Annotated in this window: 17 protein-coding genes and 1 tRNA gene; 8 read left to right on the forward strand and 10 right to left on the reverse strand. The window is 36.2% G+C overall.

The window, feature by feature from the left end; translation table 11 throughout:
* Positions 1–81 precede the first annotated feature (81 nt).
* From DWB61_RS01040 to DWB61_RS01050, 3 genes are all read left to right on the forward strand, one after another.
* Positions 82–1011, forward strand: coding sequence for a rhomboid family protein (locus DWB61_RS01040; protein ID WP_125029026.1), 930 nt, complete (start codon positions 82–84; stop codon positions 1009–1011).
* A gap of 88 nt (positions 1012–1099) precedes the next feature.
* Positions 1100–2176, forward strand: coding sequence for an endonuclease/exonuclease/phosphatase family protein (locus DWB61_RS01045; RefSeq protein ID WP_125029028.1), 1077 nt, complete (start codon positions 1100–1102; stop codon positions 2174–2176).
* Positions 2177–2838: 662 nt separating this feature from the next.
* Positions 2839–3597, forward strand: a complete 759-nt coding sequence (locus tag DWB61_RS01050; RefSeq protein WP_125029030.1) for a hypothetical protein — start codon at positions 2839–2841, stop codon at positions 3595–3597.
* A 137-nt stretch (positions 3598–3734) separates the two neighbouring features.
* Here the strand turns inward: DWB61_RS01050 and DWB61_RS01055 are convergent, their stop codons facing one another.
* The 8 genes from DWB61_RS01055 to DWB61_RS01090 all read right to left on the reverse strand — a co-directional run bounded on the left by DWB61_RS01055 (position 3735) and on the right by DWB61_RS01090 (position 10753).
* On the reverse strand, positions 3735–4733 hold the full coding sequence (locus tag DWB61_RS01055) for a beta-ketoacyl-ACP synthase III (protein ID WP_125029032.1): 999 nt from the start codon (positions 4731–4733) through the stop codon (positions 3735–3737).
* Between the two features lie 192 nt (positions 4734–4925).
* Complete coding sequence (gene rpmF / locus DWB61_RS01060; RefSeq protein ID WP_125029034.1) at positions 4926–5111, reverse strand: 50S ribosomal protein L32; 186 nt, start codon at positions 5109–5111, stop codon at positions 4926–4928.
* 16 nt (positions 5112–5127) lie between these two features.
* Complete coding sequence (locus DWB61_RS01065) at positions 5128–5649, reverse strand: YceD family protein (protein WP_125029036.1); 522 nt, start codon at positions 5647–5649, stop codon at positions 5128–5130.
* Between the two features lie 264 nt (positions 5650–5913).
* Positions 5914–7059 (reverse strand): sensor histidine kinase, encoded by a 1146-nt coding sequence (locus DWB61_RS01070; RefSeq protein WP_125029038.1) that lies wholly within the window; start codon positions 7057–7059, stop codon positions 5914–5916.
* 174 nt (positions 7060–7233) lie between these two features.
* Positions 7234–8262, reverse strand: a complete 1029-nt coding sequence (gene mnmH / locus DWB61_RS01075; protein WP_125029039.1) for a tRNA 2-selenouridine(34) synthase MnmH — start codon at positions 8260–8262, stop codon at positions 7234–7236.
* Positions 8263–8358: 96 nt separating this feature from the next.
* A complete protein-coding gene (locus DWB61_RS01080) occupies positions 8359–9126 on the reverse strand; it encodes a TIGR00266 family protein (RefSeq protein WP_125029041.1) in 768 nt (255 codons plus the stop codon).
* A 121-nt stretch (positions 9127–9247) separates the two neighbouring features.
* On the reverse strand, positions 9248–10171 hold the full coding sequence (gene rsgA, locus DWB61_RS01085) for a ribosome small subunit-dependent GTPase A (protein WP_125029042.1): 924 nt from the start codon (positions 10169–10171) through the stop codon (positions 9248–9250).
* Between the two features lie 231 nt (positions 10172–10402).
* On the reverse strand, positions 10403–10753 hold the full coding sequence (locus DWB61_RS01090) for a hypothetical protein (protein WP_125029044.1): 351 nt from the start codon (positions 10751–10753) through the stop codon (positions 10403–10405).
* A gap of 163 nt (positions 10754–10916) precedes the next feature.
* Between DWB61_RS01090 and DWB61_RS01095 the strand changes: the two genes are divergently transcribed.
* A tRNA-Gln gene (locus DWB61_RS01095) sits at positions 10917–10990 on the forward strand.
* A 141-nt stretch (positions 10991–11131) separates the two neighbouring features.
* Positions 11132–12766 carry a SulP family inorganic anion transporter gene (locus tag DWB61_RS01100; protein ID WP_125029046.1) on the forward strand — a complete coding sequence of 545 codons (1635 nt, stop codon included), beginning with the start codon at positions 11132–11134 and terminating at the stop codon, positions 12764–12766.
* On the opposite strand, the gene folK is transcribed toward DWB61_RS01100, so the two are convergent.
* Positions 12763–13248, reverse strand: a complete 486-nt coding sequence (gene folK / locus DWB61_RS01105) for a 2-amino-4-hydroxy-6-hydroxymethyldihydropteridine diphosphokinase (protein ID WP_125029048.1) — start codon at positions 13246–13248, stop codon at positions 12763–12765. The genes DWB61_RS01100 and folK overlap by 4 nt on opposite strands.
* A 200-nt stretch (positions 13249–13448) precedes the next feature.
* Here folK and sppA point away from each other — a divergent pair, with 200 nt between their 5' ends.
* From sppA to DWB61_RS01120, 3 genes are all read left to right on the forward strand, one after another.
* Positions 13449–15245 (forward strand): signal peptide peptidase SppA, encoded by a 1797-nt coding sequence (gene sppA, locus DWB61_RS01110; protein WP_125029050.1) that lies wholly within the window; start codon positions 13449–13451, stop codon positions 15243–15245.
* 147 nt (positions 15246–15392) lie between these two features.
* Positions 15393–15857, forward strand: a complete 465-nt coding sequence (locus DWB61_RS01115; RefSeq protein ID WP_125029052.1) for a hypothetical protein — start codon at positions 15393–15395, stop codon at positions 15855–15857.
* 5 nt (positions 15858–15862) lie between these two features.
* Positions 15863–16291 carry a hypothetical protein gene (locus DWB61_RS01120; RefSeq protein WP_125029053.1) on the forward strand — a complete coding sequence of 143 codons (429 nt, stop codon included), beginning with the start codon at positions 15863–15865 and terminating at the stop codon, positions 16289–16291.
* Between the two features lie 66 nt (positions 16292–16357).
* Here the strand turns inward: DWB61_RS01120 and DWB61_RS01125 are convergent, their stop codons facing one another.
* Positions 16358–17662, reverse strand: a complete 1305-nt coding sequence (locus DWB61_RS01125; protein WP_125029054.1) for a serine hydrolase domain-containing protein — start codon at positions 17660–17662, stop codon at positions 16358–16360.
* Positions 17663–17704: the final 42 nt, after the last annotated feature.

Here is a 17704-nt window from a genome sequence, read left to right on the forward strand (position 1 = left end):
ATCAACAATACACGTTCATTTAAAAAGTTAGTGACATTTTCTATTGGCTTTTTAGTGACTCATTTGATATCCGAAAAAATAATGAATTTCAACAATCCATATCAATCCTATTCTCATCAAAGTATTTGGGCAGGCATTAAGAATTCTTTCAAAGAGGGGAGTAATCTTAGCAAGTTAATTTATATCAACTTGGCTGTGTTTTTACTGGTGAAAATAGCTGCTGTTGTTGTTTTTCTTTTTGGTTTAGCTCCTACCGAAGGGAATTTTGTGTTGAATTGGTTAATTCTACCTGCTGACACTTCAGAACTGATATATCGTCCTTGGACTGTATTTACTTATATGTTTCTGCATGAAGGATTTTTTCATATCCTATTCAATATGCTTTATTTGTATTGGTTTGGGCAAATTTTCCTGAATTTTCTCGATCAGAAGAAATTGCTGAGTATCTATTTATTAGGAGGTTTAACAGGGGCTTCGATTTTTGTTCTGGCTTTTAATATTTTCCCTGTATTTCAAGAAAGTTTACCTTTTGCTGTTGCTCTGGGAGCATCTGCATCGGTTATGGCTGTTGTGTTTGCTACTGTTAGTTATTCCCCAAATTATATTGTAAATTTAGTATTCATTGGGCCAGTTAAGCTCAAATATATTGCTCTTGTCTTTATTTTAATTGATATTATTCAATTACCACAAGGTAATGCAGGTGGACATTTGGCTCACTTAGGTGGTGCTTTTTACGGTTGGTTGTTTATTAGTCAATTACGTAAAGGGAAGGATATATCTTCGGGTTTTAATCAGATGATGGATACCGTTTTTTCTTGGTTTAAGTCTAACAAGAAGATGAAGGTGACTCATAAAAAAGCTCGCACAACGGACGATAAAACCTACAATAAACAAAAGAAGCAAAGACAGGAAGATCTGAATGAGATTCTTGAAAAAATATCTAAATCGGGTTACGATAGTTTATCTAAAGAAGAGAAGGAAATCCTCTTTAAGTCGAGTAAAGATGAATAAGTACTTAAAGTTACAAAGTATTTATGGGTACTTACAAGGCACTCTAAGTACTTTCAACTAAAAAACAGTGAACTAATAACAGATTTAATTGAAGAAAATACTGCACAAAGGACTGGTCGTTTTTAGCCTGATTTTCTCAGGAGCGCTTCTGATATCTTATTCTGCAGCTTATATAAATCCAGGAACAATTGGTTTTCCTGCCTTTTTCGGTTTGGCGTTTCCTTATCTTCTGGTTATTAACCTTCTTTTTGTTCTGTATTGGATGTTTCGTCGTAAGTGGAGTTTTCTTCTGCCTCTTATCATCATTCTTATTGGTTATGGTAATTTAAGTGACTTCTTTCAGCTAAGTGGAGGTGATAAGACTATTTTGGCTGATTCTGAGCAATTAAATATCTTATCGTATAACGTACGTTCATTCGATCGATATAAGTGGACTAAAGACCCTAATACGCCTCATAATATTGTCAAGTTGATTAACTCTCAAGAGCCAGATGTGATCTGCTTGCAAGAATACCGAAGTACCTCTAATGGTTTTTTATCTCTGACCAATCTTAAGAAGGAATTGGGGATGAAGTATGTGCATTATAGCAATATTAAGGGTGGTGTTGCTATTTTTTCGAAACACCCAATTGCTAAAAAAGCAAGTTTATCCTTTGGAAACGAGCATTTGTGTAAAGCAATTTTTGTTGATATTTCGTTCAATGATAAACTGTTTCGAGTTTATAACCTTCATCTGGAATCAAATCGTTTTGTAGGTAAGAACTATAAGTTTATCACGAAAGATGAATACCAGGGCAACGAAGAAGACTTGAATGAGATTAAGGATATTTCATTACGTTTGAGCCTTGCCTTTGCCCGAAGAGCTGAACAAGCTCTTCAGATTAAGGAGCACATTAAGCAATCGCCAAATCCTACATTTGTTTGTGGTGATTTTAACGATACGCCTAATTCGTATACTTATCATCAATTATCAAAGGATATGAATGATGCTTTTGTTGAGAAAGGCCAAGGTATAAGTACAACCTACTCTGGTGATTTCCCTTCATTTCGTATCGACTACCTTCTTTATTCAAATGGTATACGCTGTACCAAATACGAACGTATACGCAAGCGTTATTCCGATCATTATCCTATCTGCGGAAGTTTTGTTTTAGATTCAATATAGGATGATCAATTCTGACCCATTCATTCCAACTTTCCTTATAATTACAATATCGTTATCTATCATTTATTTTACAATTTGAAAAATCTTTTTTTCAGGTGTAGTTTTTAATGGATAGCCTGTCGTTGTTGTTCAATCGTATAGAAATGAGGGTCTTCGAAATCGAATAGTGAGAAATTCCAGCATAAAAATTGACGTATTTAATAATATTTAATTAAATTAGGATGTGATTTTAGTTAAATAAGTTGGTTGCTTGTGAAGAATCGAGGAGTTCTTAACTCTTCGTTTCTTTATTTTTAAAAGAAAAAAGGAAAACTTAAGCTTAGACAGGAAAAAGTTGTTCAGGGGAAAGTTGAAATTGTGAAAGGGCAAGCAATAATAGAACAAGGGAGTGTAAGAAACGATCGGGGGAATGAGGAAAACCTTTAGGGGAATGCAAGAAACGATCAGGGGAATAAGGAAAACCTTTAGGGGAATGCAAGAAACGATCAGGGGAATGTGGAAAACCTTTAAGGGAATGCACAAAAACTCAAAATTATTGAGATATAGTAGCTTCTTAAGGAGAAGGAATATAAAGTGACCTGTTGGTAGGGGGAGATTGAGACTAGGATTTAGATTGGAATTATTTTAATCATCATAGTATAAATCAAACTAATCATTAAAAGATGAGTACTTTTTTTAAGTTTAGACAGGAAGAGCTTCCTATAGTGGGAGAGATTCTATTGCAAATGTTTACAAGAGATCGTAGTGCCTTCGAAGATTTTTCAGCTGAGTACAACGATGAATTCCTAAATGAGGTAAGTAATCAGATTAAAAAGGTGAATGATCTGACTCAGGCACCTATGCTAACGGCCGAAATCAAGAAAACCACAGCAGATCTGTACGAATGTATTGACGGTGTTATACCCAAACTCGATTTGATTACTGCTTATGCGCAACGGGCAAATAAGGCTTTAAATATAAAAGCTGCTGACATTGGCGTGAAACAAGCCAAAAAAGAAATTAAAAAAAGAAATGTTGAAGGTTACTGTGCCAAGGTAAAAGTAGTTGAGCAAAATATCGCTAATAATCTTGAAGCTTTAAAAGCCAGAGGATATAAAGAGGCGCTTGGAAACGAGCTTGCCCAAATGACTAAGAAAGCTTATGATTTAAATTTGCGTCAGGAAGAGAAAATAAGAGAGAAGAAAGAATTGGTTTCGAATAATCATATTGAGTTTGATAAGCTTTGGAAGTTTTTATCTGATATCTCGAAAACGGGAAAGCTTGTGATGAAGGATAATAAACAGAAGAGTGAGGATTACATGTTTACACATATTATAAAACTTGTTCGCAAACCAAAGGCTGCAGTTGCTGTTAAAACCAAAGTTGTACCCGTAGTTGAAGAAGTTAAAGAAGAAGTTGTTGCTGAAGAAGCGGTTTCTTAATTTCAAGATACTAGATATTTGCCATATTTAGTAACTGTTAATAGAGTGTTCTTGTCGCTTAGATCACCCTATATTTATGGTAATAAAAAAAGGACTTCCTAATTGGAAGTCCTTTTTGTATATGGTATAGATTGGGTTTATTTAGGATCGTATCCCCATTTAAGGAAGATTGAACCCCAAGTAAAACCGGCACCAAATCCTGATAGGATAATGTTATCGCCTTTTTTTAGTTGGTTTTCCCATTCCCATAAACACAATGGAATTGTCGCTGAAGTCGTGTTGCCATATTTTTCAATATTGATCATCACTTTCTCTTTAGCTAAGCCCATGCGCTTGGCAGTGGCTTCGATAATGCGATTGTTTGCCTGATGAGGAACCAACCATGCCAAATCTTCTGCAGACATGTTGTGTTTTTCCATCATTTCAACAGATACATCCGCCATGTTAGACACCGCGTGTTTGAAAACGTGGTTACCTTCCTGGTAGATGAAGTGCTCACGGTTATCAACCGTTTCGTGACTTGCAGGTTTGCATGACCCTCCGGCTTTTTGGTGCAAGTGCTTGCGTCCAAAACCTTGAGTATGCAACATCTCATCAATTAAACCGATGTTCTCAGTAGTAGGTTCAAGAAGAACCGCTGCTGCACCGTCGCCAAAAATAGCGCAGGTCTGACGATCGGTATAATCTACAATTGAAGACATCTTTTCCGCTCCAACAATGACTACTTTCTTATACATTCCCGATTGGATGTATTTAGAACCAGTAGCTAAAGCAAAAAGGAAACCTGAACAACCCGCATTCAAATCGAAACTAAAAGCATTGTTTATGCCTAATTTATCGCTAATAATGTTTGCTGTAGCAGGGAATTGCATATCCGGTGTTACTGTAGCGCAAATCACCAAATCAACTTCTTCTGGAGAGGTATTGGTTTTCTTAAGCAATTCTTCAATTGCTTTAGCTCCCAAATCGGAGGTCCCTTTTCCTTCGCCTTTAAGAATTCTTCTTTCTTTAATACCAATTCGGGTCATGATCCACTCATCGGTTGTATCAACCATGGTGCTCAGTTCTTCATTGGTAAGAATATAGTCAGGAAGATAAGCCCCAACTCCCGTAATTACTGCGTTTATCTTTGTCATTACTATGCTTACTTATTATTCTTTTGATCAAAATAGCCTACAATTATAATCAAAATGACTATCAATTGCAAAGCCCACAATCATAGGGGATAAAAGAATTAACCACAAAAATACTAATAAGAAAAATTGCTCCAAAGAGTATTCTAAGGAGCAAATTTACTATTGCGTTAAACCTTATCCGAAAGAATTAGGTTATGCTGTAACTTCTTTTTCAATCGCTAATTTACCTCTATAGTATCCGCACTCAGGGCAAACAGTGTGATATTTAGTAGTTGCTCCACAGTTTGAGCAAGATGCTAAAGTAGCAGGAGTAGCTTTAATATGAGTTCTTCTCTTATTTCTTCTCTGCTTCGATGTTCTGTGTTTTGGATGTGCCATTTTTCAACCTATTAAACTATTTATTATCAATCAATTTTTTTAATTCATTCCATCTCGGATCAATTTCTTCTTTTTCCGAGTGGTCTTCTAGTTTTTGCATCATTTCTTCGTTGCAAGTGCTGAAACCATCTTCGTCATCCGGATGGATAAAGTTGATAGGGAAACTCAACAAGATTAACTCGTAAATGTATTGAGCAATTTCAATTTCATTTTCAGATTCTGGCACAACAACTACGTCATCAGCCAACTCTTCGTGTTTTTCACCAAATTTAATAAAAAGAGAAGACTCTCCTTTTACTTGAAATGGGAAACGATCTAAACAACGATCGCAAGCCACGTCAATTTCTCCTGCAATCTCTATATCGAGTGTCATCACAAGGGTTTTCTTTAAAAGCGTTGCTTTTACAGAAATACTACCTTGGAAGTCATTATCGAATTGAAAATGCTCAAAGAATTTTTCGTCAACCGTGAATTCGAATTCATGACTGTCGTCTTTTAATCCTTTGAAAGGAATCGTGTATTTTGCTAAATAATCCAAAATGCTCAAATAAAACTTTGCAAAAGTATATAATTTCTAATAGCTATCCTCAAACTCGAACATCTTTTTTCTCAAAAAGTATGGATTTTTGACTAAAGAGATTTAGCCGAAATGGCTTAATGTTCAGTTTAATGGATTTATTATAGTCATTTGATTGAAATTTGAACTCCTAGATAGAGGTTTCTTCTCTCTCAAATGGGGTGCAAAAATAGGTAGAAATTACCGATTCAAAAATTTTTTAAGCAGTTTTAATAAGCAAAAGCGCTAATTTGTAGGCAATAGTATTCGAATGCAGCTGCCTTTGCCCAGTTCAGAGCGATGAACAAATATTTTTCCACCATGATATTCTTCGATGATTCGCTTAGCAAGTGAAAGACCTAAACCCCATCCGCGCTTCTTGGTGGTATAGCCTGGTTCGAATATGGCACGATATTGCTTCTTGTGTATGCCTTTGCCTGTATCGCAGATATCTAAGCATAAATTATTTTGTAATTTTCTTAGGTCAAAACTCAATCGGCCTGCACCGCTCATGGCATCGATGGCATTCTTAGTTGTGTTTTCAATAACCCATGAAAAGAGTTCCTTATTTAATCTCGTTTTGCAATCTATAGATTCTCCAATATTAACGGAAAACTCAATTTTATTGGATGATCTTTTTTTAAGGTAGTTGATACTTTCTTCTAATATCTGTTTGATATCGTTGGAAACCAGCACAGGTCTAGAACCGATTTTAGAGAATCTCTCAGCAATTACTTCCAGTCGTTCTACATCTTTGCCCATTTCCTGAGTTAAGCTTTTGTCAATATCTGAATCTTTAAGCAATTCCATCCAGGCAAGAAGTGAGCTTATTGGAGTGCCTAGTTGATGAGCTGTTTCCTTCGACATACCGACCCATACCTGATCTTGTTCGGCCTTTTTACTTATAGTGAATACGAGATAGGCAAGAAGAACCAAAAAAGCAATTAAACCCAGTTGAATAAATGGGTAGAGTGCTAGTTGTTTTAAAAGGCTGGAATCGTCGTAATAAAGGATAGTTTTTACACCATAAAGCTCTATTTCGAAGCTCAAACCACTACTCTTCATTTTCTCTAATTCACTACGCAGCTCTGCAATACTATCTTTTCTGGAAAACTTAAGATTACGATGATCAATGATCTCATTTTCCTCGTTGGTAAGAATAATTGGAATGGTTTCATTTTGTTCGAGGATCTTTAATAATAATCGGCTATCATGATTTAAATCGGAATCGATGCTAGCCAATGCTTCTGCCCACAATTTCACCTTTTTCTCTTCTTCCTTAGCCAATTCTTTAACCAAGCTACTGGTGTAAAATATGGAGCCCAGCACGATGAATCCTGCAAAGAGTAGAAAGCCAATCTTCCATTGGCGTTTTTTTAAAAAGATATTCATCTATTAGTTGTTTTCTTGCTGAGGGTCTTTTTCGATTTCGAAATAAATTTCATTTAAAGATGCTAATTATTTATTGTACTGTTCTTTATTAGCATCAAAAAAAAAGACTGATACAATGAAAACAGCATTTGTGTTTTATTATTGTATCAGTCTCTCTTTATGTCCTTGACTTATCTATTTAAGCTTTTGTAGATATTCGATAAGGTATCTGGCGTTTTGTTCCGGCTCATCCTTTTCAATCTCTATTCTGTAAACCTCTTGTGTGGTTCTTGTATCAAGACCGTGTCCATATGCTTTATCGTAGTAATCTAGTGTGATATCGGCAACTGTAGCATAATCACCCAGTTCTAAACTATCGAAGGCTTTTTTAACCTTTAAGCCTCCCAAGCGTTTTTCTATCTTCTTGCACATCTGTTTAAGTAAATCAATGTCGAAACAAGCGTATTCCTTTACCAGACGTTTGATACGCTCCGATTTTGGAACAATGATGGCTAAAAGCGGAGCCTTTCTCATTTGAGCAAAAAGCGGGTCGTTAATCCATACAGATCCAACTGCATGACTCTCGTCTTCGGTCCAGATTGGCTTAGAATGATCGAATTCCAACCAGGCTTGACCTAATAAATTCTCAAAATGCTCCGTTGTTGGTTGATCGTCCTGTCCTAGGGCTCCAAATGCAGAACCCTTGTGATTTGCAATTCCCTCAAGATCGAGAACTTGTTCGCCCAGATCGCTTAGTTTGTGTAAAACTTCTGTTTTACCGCTACCTGTATAACCACCAATGACCACCAAATTTGTAGGCCAGGAAAAAGATTCACGTATGTAATGGCGATAAGCTTTATAGCCACCAACAAGTAGGCTGGGTTTAAGACCTGCTGTTTCGAATAGCCAAGCCATACTACCAGATCGCATTCCACCTCGCCAACAATGTATTAAGACTTCACCATTAACGGCTATTTTTTTTGCTCTTTTAACAAACACAGATAATTTTGGTCCAACCAATTCTAAACCTAAAAGAACCGCAGCATCTTTACTTGAACGCTTGTATTTCGTTCCGACCTGAGCACGTTCTTCGTTAGTGAAAATTGGAATGTTAACAGCACCAGGAATGTGCCCTTGTTCAAATTCAGCAGGCGTTCTTACGTCTATCATTGGAATTGTTTTTCCTTTTTCAAGAAAGTCTTGTGCTGATAATTTAATGACCATGTTTTTAGATAAAAATTGTCCCGTCCTCAGTTGTTGAGGAGCGGGATTATAAATAAGTATATGTGGGTGTGCTTAATCTATTTGTGAATCGAAGTCTTAGCCTTCAAGGAATTCGCCTAATATTGAACTGCTACCTTTTCTGGTGTTACTGCCCATAGGAGAGATAGCTTGAATCAGTTTTCTAATTGGCATAGATTGCAGATAAACCTTACCTGTCCCACGTAGAGTTGCTAAAAATAGACCTTCACCACCGAAAACCATCGATTTTAAACCTCCAGCTTTTTCAATTGAAAATTCAATGCCTTCTTCAAAAGCGACGACACAACCTGTATCAACTCTTAAGGTTTGGTTATTTAATTGTTTCTCAATTACTGTACCTCCTGCATGCACAAAGGCTTTCCCATCGCCTTGAAGTTTTTGTAGGATAAATCCTTCACCACCAAAGAAAGTCGCTCCTAATTTTTTATTGAAAGCAATACTAACCTTGGTTCCAAGAGCTGCACAAAGGAAACCGTCTTTCTGAACAATTAATGTTCCTCCAGATTGCTTTAAATCAATTGGCATAATAGTACCTGGGTATGGTGCTGAAAAGGCAACTTTTGCTTTTCCATAACCTCTATGAGTAAAGTGAGTCAGGAAAAGTGATTCACCTGTAATCATACGTGAACCTGCCGATAATAACTTGCCAAACAAGCCAGCTTCAGGTTCCGATCCATCTCCCATTTTAGCTTCAAACTGAATACCTTCTTCCATATAAGTCATGGCTCCAGCTTCAGCAATTACAGTTTCGTTTGGGTCTAATTCAATCTCAACCAATTGAATGTCGTTACCATAAATTTTATAATCGATTTCGTGTGAACGCATATTTTTTAAGTGTTGGGTTAAAGAAATAAAGGTTCAAGATATAAGGATTTAGCCTAAACTCAAAGAGGCGTGAAGCCCAGTTTTAGAATTTAACTTTTGTTAAATATTCCTATGCTTAAGCCTATCGGTATTTTAATTCTTCGTCTTCAGACATCATGCCCCAATAGCTATCGTAGCGAGATTCTGCAATTTCCCCATTCTCAACAGCTTTCTTAACAGCACATTTAGGTTCGTGCATATGCGTGCAATTGTGAAATTGACAATGTTTAGAAGTTCTGAAAATTTCAGGAAAGAAGTGAAACATCTCTTCTTTTTTCATATCAAATGTGCCGAATCCTCGAATTCCTGGTGTATCAATAATGTAGCCACTGAAATCAAGCTCGAACATCTCTGAAAAAGTTGTCGTGTGTCTACCTGAAGAATGTGATTCTGAGATTTCACCCGTTTTAAGGTCTAAACCTGGCTGGATAAGATTGATTAATGTTGATTTTCCAACACCCGAGTGCCCTGAAAGAAGGTTGATTTTACCTTTCATCTCTTCTTTAAGCACATCCATGTTTAAGCCAGTTTTGGCTGAAACTTCGAAACACTTATAACCAATGTTCTGGTAGATGTTTTTAAGTTCTTGTAATTGCACAAGGTCTTTTTCTCTATAACGATCAACCTTGTTAAAAACTAGGTTTACAGGAATATTGTAGGCTTCAGCAGCTGCCAAAAAACGATCGATAAAAGTACTTGTAGTAAGTGGGTAGTTAACAGTCACAATTAAGAAAGCGTGATCGATATTAGCTGCAATAATCTGACTACTTTTTGAAAGATTAGTTGATTTACGGATAATATAATTTTTTCTGTCGTGGATTTTTACAATGACATTTGAATCTTTATCCTGATTAAATTCAACCATATCACCTACCGAGATTGGATTGGTTGTGCGGATTCCATCCATACGAAAACGACCTTTGATTCTACAGTCGTGAACTTCTCCATCATCGGTTTTAACGGTATACCAACTACCTGTTGATTTTATGACTAATCCTTCTTTCACAGTTTGTTATGTTTTTTGAAAAGGCTGAATCGCACTTCTCACTGATCTTGCTTATTGATAGACGATTTGACTTGTCAGTTATAATCCTGAAAGATATCGGTCTTAATTATTCAACAAAAATAGTATTTTTTTGTGGATTAGCTTTTTAGAAATGAGTTACCTGCTCTATTCTTATTAATTTAGTTTGAATTAGCGTCCCGCAGGGAAGTAGCTAGATTTTAAAAGACAGATTTATTGGACTTTCTGAAAAATAAAACTCCCGTAAATGCCTTGATTGTCTAGACTTTCTCCCTCGATAGTAAATTCGTTTAATAACACACCTTTCCAGCAGTCGAGTTCATAAAAAATGCTTTGATCTGAATGGATAATATCGTATTCCGTCGCTTGTAAAATAACTTGACTACCATTAATTTCACCTTCGACAAACTCTTGAACCATCACAGAATTAGATGAATCAATATTTTCTAGAAAGATGATCTTGCCAATAAGCCGTTTCCCTATCTGCTTGAGAAAGAGTTCACCTTTGGCTTTCCCATAGCTGTAATCTTCTTCATAGAGCCATTTTCCACTTAGGCTATCCATATCAAGCAATTATTTTTTTTTGTTTGACTCAAAATATTTTACACTCAGTAAGATACAAAACAATGCTGAAAAAAAACGTTTTTTTTCCTGCGTGAGGCTTTGTTGAAAAAGAAAAATCTCATATATTTGCAGCGTCTTAGTCAGAAATGACCGACAAAGTGATTGTCCCGTGGTGTAATGGTAACACACCTGGTTTTGGTCCAGGCATTTAAGGTTCGAGTCCTTACGGGACAACCAATATTTAAGCTTCGAATTTTTATTCGGAGCTTTTTTTGTACCCAGATTCTGACCGAATATAGTCTAAAGAACATATCATTTCGAGAATAATGTGCTTTGAATATGACTAATTTTGCTGCCTTAAAATCAAATAAACACACCATGTCAAAATTATTTAACCCCAAACTGTTTAGCCTTTTAAAAGCTGGAATTGATAAAAAGCAAATTTCGAATGATGTCATGGCTGGTATTGTTGTTGGTATTGTGGCACTTCCACTTGCCATTGCTTTTGCTGTTGCTTCGGGTGTGTCGCCAGATAAGGGTTTGATAACGGCAATTGTAGCAGGTTTACTCATTTCATTTTTGGGAGGAAGTCGTGTACAGATTGGTGGACCTACAGGTGCATTTATTGTTATTGTTTATGGTATTGTTGAAACTCATGGCGTTGGAGGCTTGATTATTTCAACCATTATGGCAGGTGTCCTTTTGGTGATATTTGGTTGCCTAAAATTGGGAACGCTGCTTAAATATTTTCCACATCCCTTGATTGTTGGTTTCACAAGTGGTATCGCTTTGGTAATCTTTTCAACTCAGATTAAAGATGCTTTTGGATTGGATATCGATAAAGTCCCCTCTGATTTTCTGGCAAAATGGGAATTATATTTTACACAGATTCATACTTTAAATACAACAGCTTTAATTTTAACTGTAGCTACCATTTTAATTAGTGTTTATTCAAAGAAAATAACGAGTAAGATACCTGGTTCATTTATTGCGATTATCGCAATAACAGTAGCCGTACAATTATTCGACCTTCCTGTTACAACCATTGAGTCATTCTTTGGGGAGATTCCAACTACGATTAGTATCAGTTTTCCAGCTATCGAGTGGGCAAACTTAAGTCAATATATTGCTCCTGCCATTACAATTGCTTTGCTTGGAGCTATAGAGTCTTTATTATCTGCGGTTGTTGCTGATGGTATGATAGGAGGTAATCATCGTTCGAATACCGAATTGATAGCACAGGGAATTGCGAATATAGTAACACCTTTCTTTGGTGGAATTCCAGCGACTGGAGCTATTGCACGTACAGCCACGAATATTAAAAATGGTGGCAGAAGTCCTATCGCGGGTATTGTCCACGCGTTGACCTTACTACTGATTATGCTTTTCTTTGGGAAGTGGGCAAAACTGATCCCGATGTCCTGTCTGGCTGGTGTATTGATTGTTGTTTCTTACAACATGAGTGAGTGGCGTGTTTTCCGATCTATTCTAAAAAGTTCGGGTTTTGATATTCTTGTTCTTCTAACAACATTCTTCTTGACTGTTTTGGTTGATTTAACGATTGCTATTGAAGTTGGTGTGGTGCTGTCAGCAGTTCTTTTTATGAAGAGAATGGCCGACAAAGGCGAACAGATTCAAAAAGATGTGAATGTAGATTTAATTGAAGATTATAGCGATTTGCCTAAGGATATATCGGTTTACGAGATTAGTGGTCCTTTCTTTTTTGCATCCGCTAAGCAGTATGCTCAGTTGATTCAGCAAATTGGCTTAAAGAGTAAAACCATAGTGATTCGAATGCGACATGTTCCTTTTATAGATGCAACGGGCTTTCACAACTTTAAGGCTGTGATCAATTCACTTCAGAATTCCAATGTTAAGATTATTCTCTCAGGCGTAAACGAATCTGTATTAATGGATATGGAAAAGTACAATTTGATCTCTAAGATTGGTGAAGATCATATATTCGATTCATTCAACCATGCTTTAGATTACGCCAGAGCCACTTATAATTAATTGAATTTTTTGACTTTTAGTTCATCTGTGCATTCTTTTTTAAGCGTTTTGATGCTCTTTTTTAATACAGGGTGTATAAAATCAGGTATGAGTTCTTCTAGAGGGAAAAGCGCAAATGATCGTTCATGAATTCTAGGATGAGGAACAGATAGTCTGTCATTTTCTATTAATTCATCACCATAGAACAAGATGTCAATATCAATGGTTCGTTCGCAGTACTGTGTGGTTTTGCGAACGCGACCTAATTCCTTCTCTATAGCTTGGGTTCTATTTAGTATCTCTAGGGCAGATAAATTTGAATCGAAAGCAATAACCTGGTTTAGAAAATTCTGTTCGTGGGTGAAACCCCAAGGTTCAGTTTCGTAAAGAGACGAAGCATGAACGAATTCACCGATCTGATTTGTCATCTTTCTGACTGCTTCAGACAATAATTCTTCACGATTTCCAATATTACCACCTAATAAAAAATAGATTCTAGTCATAAATTATCTGTTTGAACGGCAAAAAAACTAAAGAAATCTTACTCAGCAAAATATACATCGAAAAATAAGTCTTATTAATCGTCTTCATTTACAAAATAGATATATTTGTTATGAGAATCAGATTAATACTTTCTATTGATTTCGAATCTTAAATTTAAACTAACCGACCAAAAGAAAACTAATTTTCAAATTAAACGTTTATGAAGAATTTTTTTAAAATCACTTTTGCCTCTCTCTTAGCCTTTATCATCGGCAGTATTCTACTGCTATTTATTGGTATGGGAATAATAGGAGCGATAGTTGCTAGTGGTGATAAGCCTGTTACTGTAAAGAATAATTCTGTTCTTGAAATCACTTTGAATAAAGAGATTATGGATAGAGGCTCAGATAACCCTATGGATGGTTTTGATTTCATGAAAATGAAGCCTCAACCAAAATTGGGGTTAGATAATATTCTCGAGTGTATTGAGAAAGCTAAAGCGGATGATAAAATCAAAGGTATTTATCTGAATGTTAGTGATATTTCTTCAAGTTTTGGAGGTTATGCCGTAGCTCAGGAGATCCGCACTAAACTGAAAGAGTTTAAAACTTCAGGTAAGTTTATAGTGGCTTATAATAATATGGGATTTTCTCAAAAAGCGTACTATTTAGCTTCTGTGTCTGATAGTATCTTTATTAATCCACTTGGTAATATCTGGTTTACAGGTATGGGTGGTGAAATGACTTTTTATAAGAATTTCCTAAAGAAAATTGGTGTTGAAGCTCAGGTTGTTCGTGTTGGTAAATACAAATCGGCAACAGAACCTTATTTCCTTGAGAAGATGAGTGAGGCTTCACGCGAGCAGAATTTAGCTTACACTTCAGCCATGTGGAATCAAATGGCAGTGGGTATTGCTCAGGAGCGTGATATTACTGTTGAAGCGTTCAATAAATTAACCAATGAACTGGCTGTGCGCAAGCCTCAGCATGCATTGGATTATAAGCTTATTGATGGTATTATTTACGAAGATGAAATGGAAGCTAAGCTAAAAGATCTTGTAGGAATAAAATCGAGCAAAAAATTAAACACGATTGGTATTGACAAGTATACTAAGGCTCCAAACGTAAATAAAAAATATTCAAAAGATAAGATCGCGGTTGTTTATGCAACCGGAGCTATTGGTTTTGAACAATCATCAACAGCAATTGGTCCAGAATTAGCTCAAACTATTCGTGAGGCTAGAAAAGATACGACAGTTAAAGCGATTGTTTTACGTATCAATTCACCAGGAGGTAGTGCTTTAATTTCAGACATTATCTGGAGAGAGGTTGACCTAGCTAGACAAACAAAGCCAGTTATTGCCTCTATGGGTAATGTTGCTGCTTCGGGAGGCTATTATATCGCATGTGCTGCTGATACAATCGTGGCTGATCCAAATACAATAACGGGTTCTATTGGTATTTACGGTTTATTCTTCTCAGGTGAGGATTTGATTAAGAATAAGCTAGGTTTAACTACAGATCCTATTGGTACACATAAGTTTTCATCTTTTGGAGGAGGTTACCCGATTCCATTTATGCCATTTTCATCTCGTAAGTTCAATGAGCAAGAACGTCAGATTCTTCAGGAGTTTCTTAACGATGGTTACGATACTTTCCTAAGCCGAGTTGCTACTGGACGTCATAAGACTGTAGAAGAGATTCATGAAGTTGCACAAGGCCGTGTTTGGAATGCTATTGATGCACAAAAATCTGGCTTGGTTGATGTTTTAGGTGGTCTTGAGACAGCTATTGCAATTGCAAAAGAAAAGGCTGGTATCGATGAGTACCGATTAACTTCTTTACCTAAAGAAAAAGACCCATTCCAAGCCTTGATTGATGACTTTACAGGTAATGTGAAGATGCAAATTCTCAAGAGTGAGCTGGGTGTTAATTATCAGTATTACGAAAAGACAAAAGATATTATGAATATGGGTGGTGTACAAGCTAGAATCCCATATCAAATTGATTTATATTAAATTTTCAAATAAATTAGCGAAACGGTGAAAGGACTCTCAAGAAATTGAGGGTCTTTTTTATTTTGTATTTCACTTCTGAGTTTTAGACACAGGAAAAACTTATTATCTTTATCAGGATTCTAACAAATTAGAACAAAAAGAGTTGATATGGAAAAGATTAAAACAAATGCAGGTCATGGCTTAGGTGTAGCTGGTTTAGTTCTAGGTATCTTAAGTTTGTTGTTGGCTTTTATTCCTTGCGTGGGTGTTATTGCAATTGGGCCTGGTGTTATTGCGATTGTCCTATCAATAGTTGGCCTTGTTCAAGCCAATAAGGGTAATGGGGCCAGAGGAATTAATATTGCAGCCTTGGTGATTTCTGCTTTTGGAACCTTAATTGCCTGCCTTTGGTTGTTCGTCTTTGTGGGCATTGCCTCTCTTGACGAAGATCAAATTGAAGGTATGGTTGAGGATGTGATTGAAGAAGTTGTTCGCGGGACAAATTCTTGTAACACTGATTTACAAGATGAATTGAATAAATTGGAGATGCAATTGGATAGTATTAAAATTGACGAAACAATCCATATTCAGACCGATTCAATGAAAATTAAGATTCATATTGAGAAAGAATAAGTCAGATGAAAGAAATTGATTCCTATAGAATCATCAATATCATATTTGCAGGAGTAATTGGACTGGTGTTCATTTACTCCTGTCTTTTTTTACCTGAGAATGGCAGGCATATAATCCCTTCTATCTATACGGATATAACATGCAATGCAAGTCCCTCCTTGGGATTGTCCAGAGCTTTTTCAGCTCTTGTAAGAGGACAAGTTAGCCTGGCTAATCAGTTTAACCCATATGCCCTTAATATCTTTGCATTCTTCTGTTTTCAATTTCTTTATCGATTAATATCACTCAGGGTAGATAGTCAAGCATTTATAAGTAAAAGAAAATGGATTCGAATCGATATTATTTTATCCATCTCCTTATTCTTTTTTGCTTTTTACCCATTAATACAATTTACTTTACAGACTGTTGGAGAAGTCTTCAGATCTATTTTTTAGAATAAGTCAAAGTGGATGTATAAAAAAAGGCCGTGATATCACGACCTAATTATTTAGTAGTTCAGTTTATTCTTTTATCGAACTCACAACGTTCTGAATAAACTTATTGGTGTCGAATCGCTTGTCGATGGATAAGCCAAGGCGGACAATAACCAGATCTTTCGATGGAATAATAGATATCAGTTGACCATGATGACCGACACAATTGTATTCATCGATTTCAGAATCGGGATTCAGCCAGAATTGAGCGCCATACTTGCCATTTGAAGCCTTAGCAGGTGTGTGTGAATATTCTACCCAACCTTCTGGAAAAATACGTTCTCCGTTTTGTATTCCATCATTTAAGTAGAGTAAACCAAACTTAGCCCAGTCTCGAGTAGTGGCATAACCAAAAGATGAGCCTACAAATGTTCCTTCGGCATCAGTCTCGAAATAAAATGAAGGTGCGCCAATTTTCTTGAACAATTCCTCGTAAGGGAAATGGTGATATTCTTCATCATTATTAATTTTGTTACGAAGGTATTGACTGATGATATTTGTTGTGCCTGATGAATAAATCCAAGTGGAATCTGGTTTCACAGAGAATTGTTTAGCCATGGCATAACCTGAAGCAGTACCTGCTTTGTATAGCATCTTCGTGACATCAGACAAGCCTCCATAGCCTTCGTTCCAATCCAATCCGCTGCTCATATGCATCAAATTGTTTAGACTAATGTTTTTTCTATCATCCTTTTCCCACTCATTAAACAGGTTCTTGTCTTCAAGATCAAGTCGATTTTGTTTTTTCAGAATCCCCACAAGCGCATTGATAATGCTTTTGTTCATGGACCAACCCAAAAGCGGTGTTGACTGATTAAAACCATCACCATATCGCTCAGCAATCAGCTTATTCTTGTAAAGTACCACAACACCCCGGGTTCTTTCTTCATGTTTGAAAACGGAATCGAGAGCAAAATTCAAAAGATCAAAAGCGATTTCATCCTTGATGCTGTCAATCTGAGTATCTAAAGGGATATTGTCGATATGTGGCCTTTTAAAAGCCTGCTGTTTTAATTCATCCGCATTGTAACCTTTCGTTATACAGCAGCCCAATGCATCCCTATAAATCGCTTTGCGTGGGAATAAACCGAATATGCTAGCTGTGACCGATTTCTCATTTTCATCAACTTTGATACTGGTTTTACTCATAAATGAGTAGTTGATATCATTATTTTGTAAGGATTCTAAGCTTCTGTTTGCAATGAAAATACCAGAGCAAACATCTTTTGCAGAATAGCCAGTTACAACTGGAAGCTTAACACTTATATCGTAGATAAAATAACTTAAGCCAAGGATGGCAATGGCTAATAGAATTCGTTTATTTTTTTTCATGTGATTACAATAGGTTACATGATTCGTTTGTTGAATAAAAAT

Origin of the sequence: Ancylomarina euxina (genome assembly GCF_003863355.1) — a bacterium.
GTDB lineage: Bacteria > Bacteroidota > Bacteroidia > Bacteroidales > Marinifilaceae > Ancylomarina > Ancylomarina euxinus.

Bases quoted from the DNA above. Each gene is read 5' to 3' on its own strand.
- folK (WP_125029048.1), bottom strand. From the start codon at position 13,248: ATGACTAGAATCTATTTTTTATTAGGTGGTAATATTGGAAATCGTGAA.
- DWB61_RS01050 (WP_125029030.1), top strand. From the start codon at position 2,839: ATGAGTACTTTTTTTAAGTTTAGACAGGAAGAGCTTCCTATAGTGGGA.
- DWB61_RS01125 (WP_125029054.1), bottom strand. From the start codon at position 17,662: ATGAAAAAAAATAAACGAATTCTATTAGCCATTGCCATCCTTGGCTTA.
- mnmH (WP_125029039.1), bottom strand. From the start codon at position 8,262: ATGGTCATTAAATTATCAGCACAAGACTTTCTTGAAAAAGGAAAAACA.
- rpmF (WP_125029034.1), bottom strand. From the start codon at position 5,111: ATGGCACATCCAAAACACAGAACATCGAAGCAGAGAAGAAATAAGAGA.
- DWB61_RS01120 (WP_125029053.1), top strand. From the start codon at position 15,863: ATGAAAGAAATTGATTCCTATAGAATCATCAATATCATATTTGCAGGA.
- DWB61_RS01115 (WP_125029052.1), top strand. From the start codon at position 15,393: ATGGAAAAGATTAAAACAAATGCAGGTCATGGCTTAGGTGTAGCTGGT.
- DWB61_RS01040 (WP_125029026.1), top strand. From the start codon at position 82: ATGAATTTCAACAATCCATATCAATCCTATTCTCATCAAAGTATTTGG.
- DWB61_RS01080 (WP_125029041.1), bottom strand. From the start codon at position 9,126: ATGCGTTCACACGAAATCGATTATAAAATTTATGGTAACGACATTCAA.
- DWB61_RS01090 (WP_125029044.1), bottom strand. From the start codon at position 10,753: ATGGATAGCCTAAGTGGAAAATGGCTCTATGAAGAAGATTACAGCTAT.
- sppA (WP_125029050.1), top strand. From the start codon at position 13,449: ATGAAGAATTTTTTTAAAATCACTTTTGCCTCTCTCTTAGCCTTTATC.
- DWB61_RS01070 (WP_125029038.1), bottom strand. From the start codon at position 7,059: ATGAATATCTTTTTAAAAAAACGCCAATGGAAGATTGGCTTTCTACTC.
- DWB61_RS01055 (WP_125029032.1), bottom strand. From the start codon at position 4,733: ATGACAAAGATAAACGCAGTAATTACGGGAGTTGGGGCTTATCTTCCT.
- DWB61_RS01100 (WP_125029046.1), top strand. From the start codon at position 11,132: ATGTCAAAATTATTTAACCCCAAACTGTTTAGCCTTTTAAAAGCTGGA.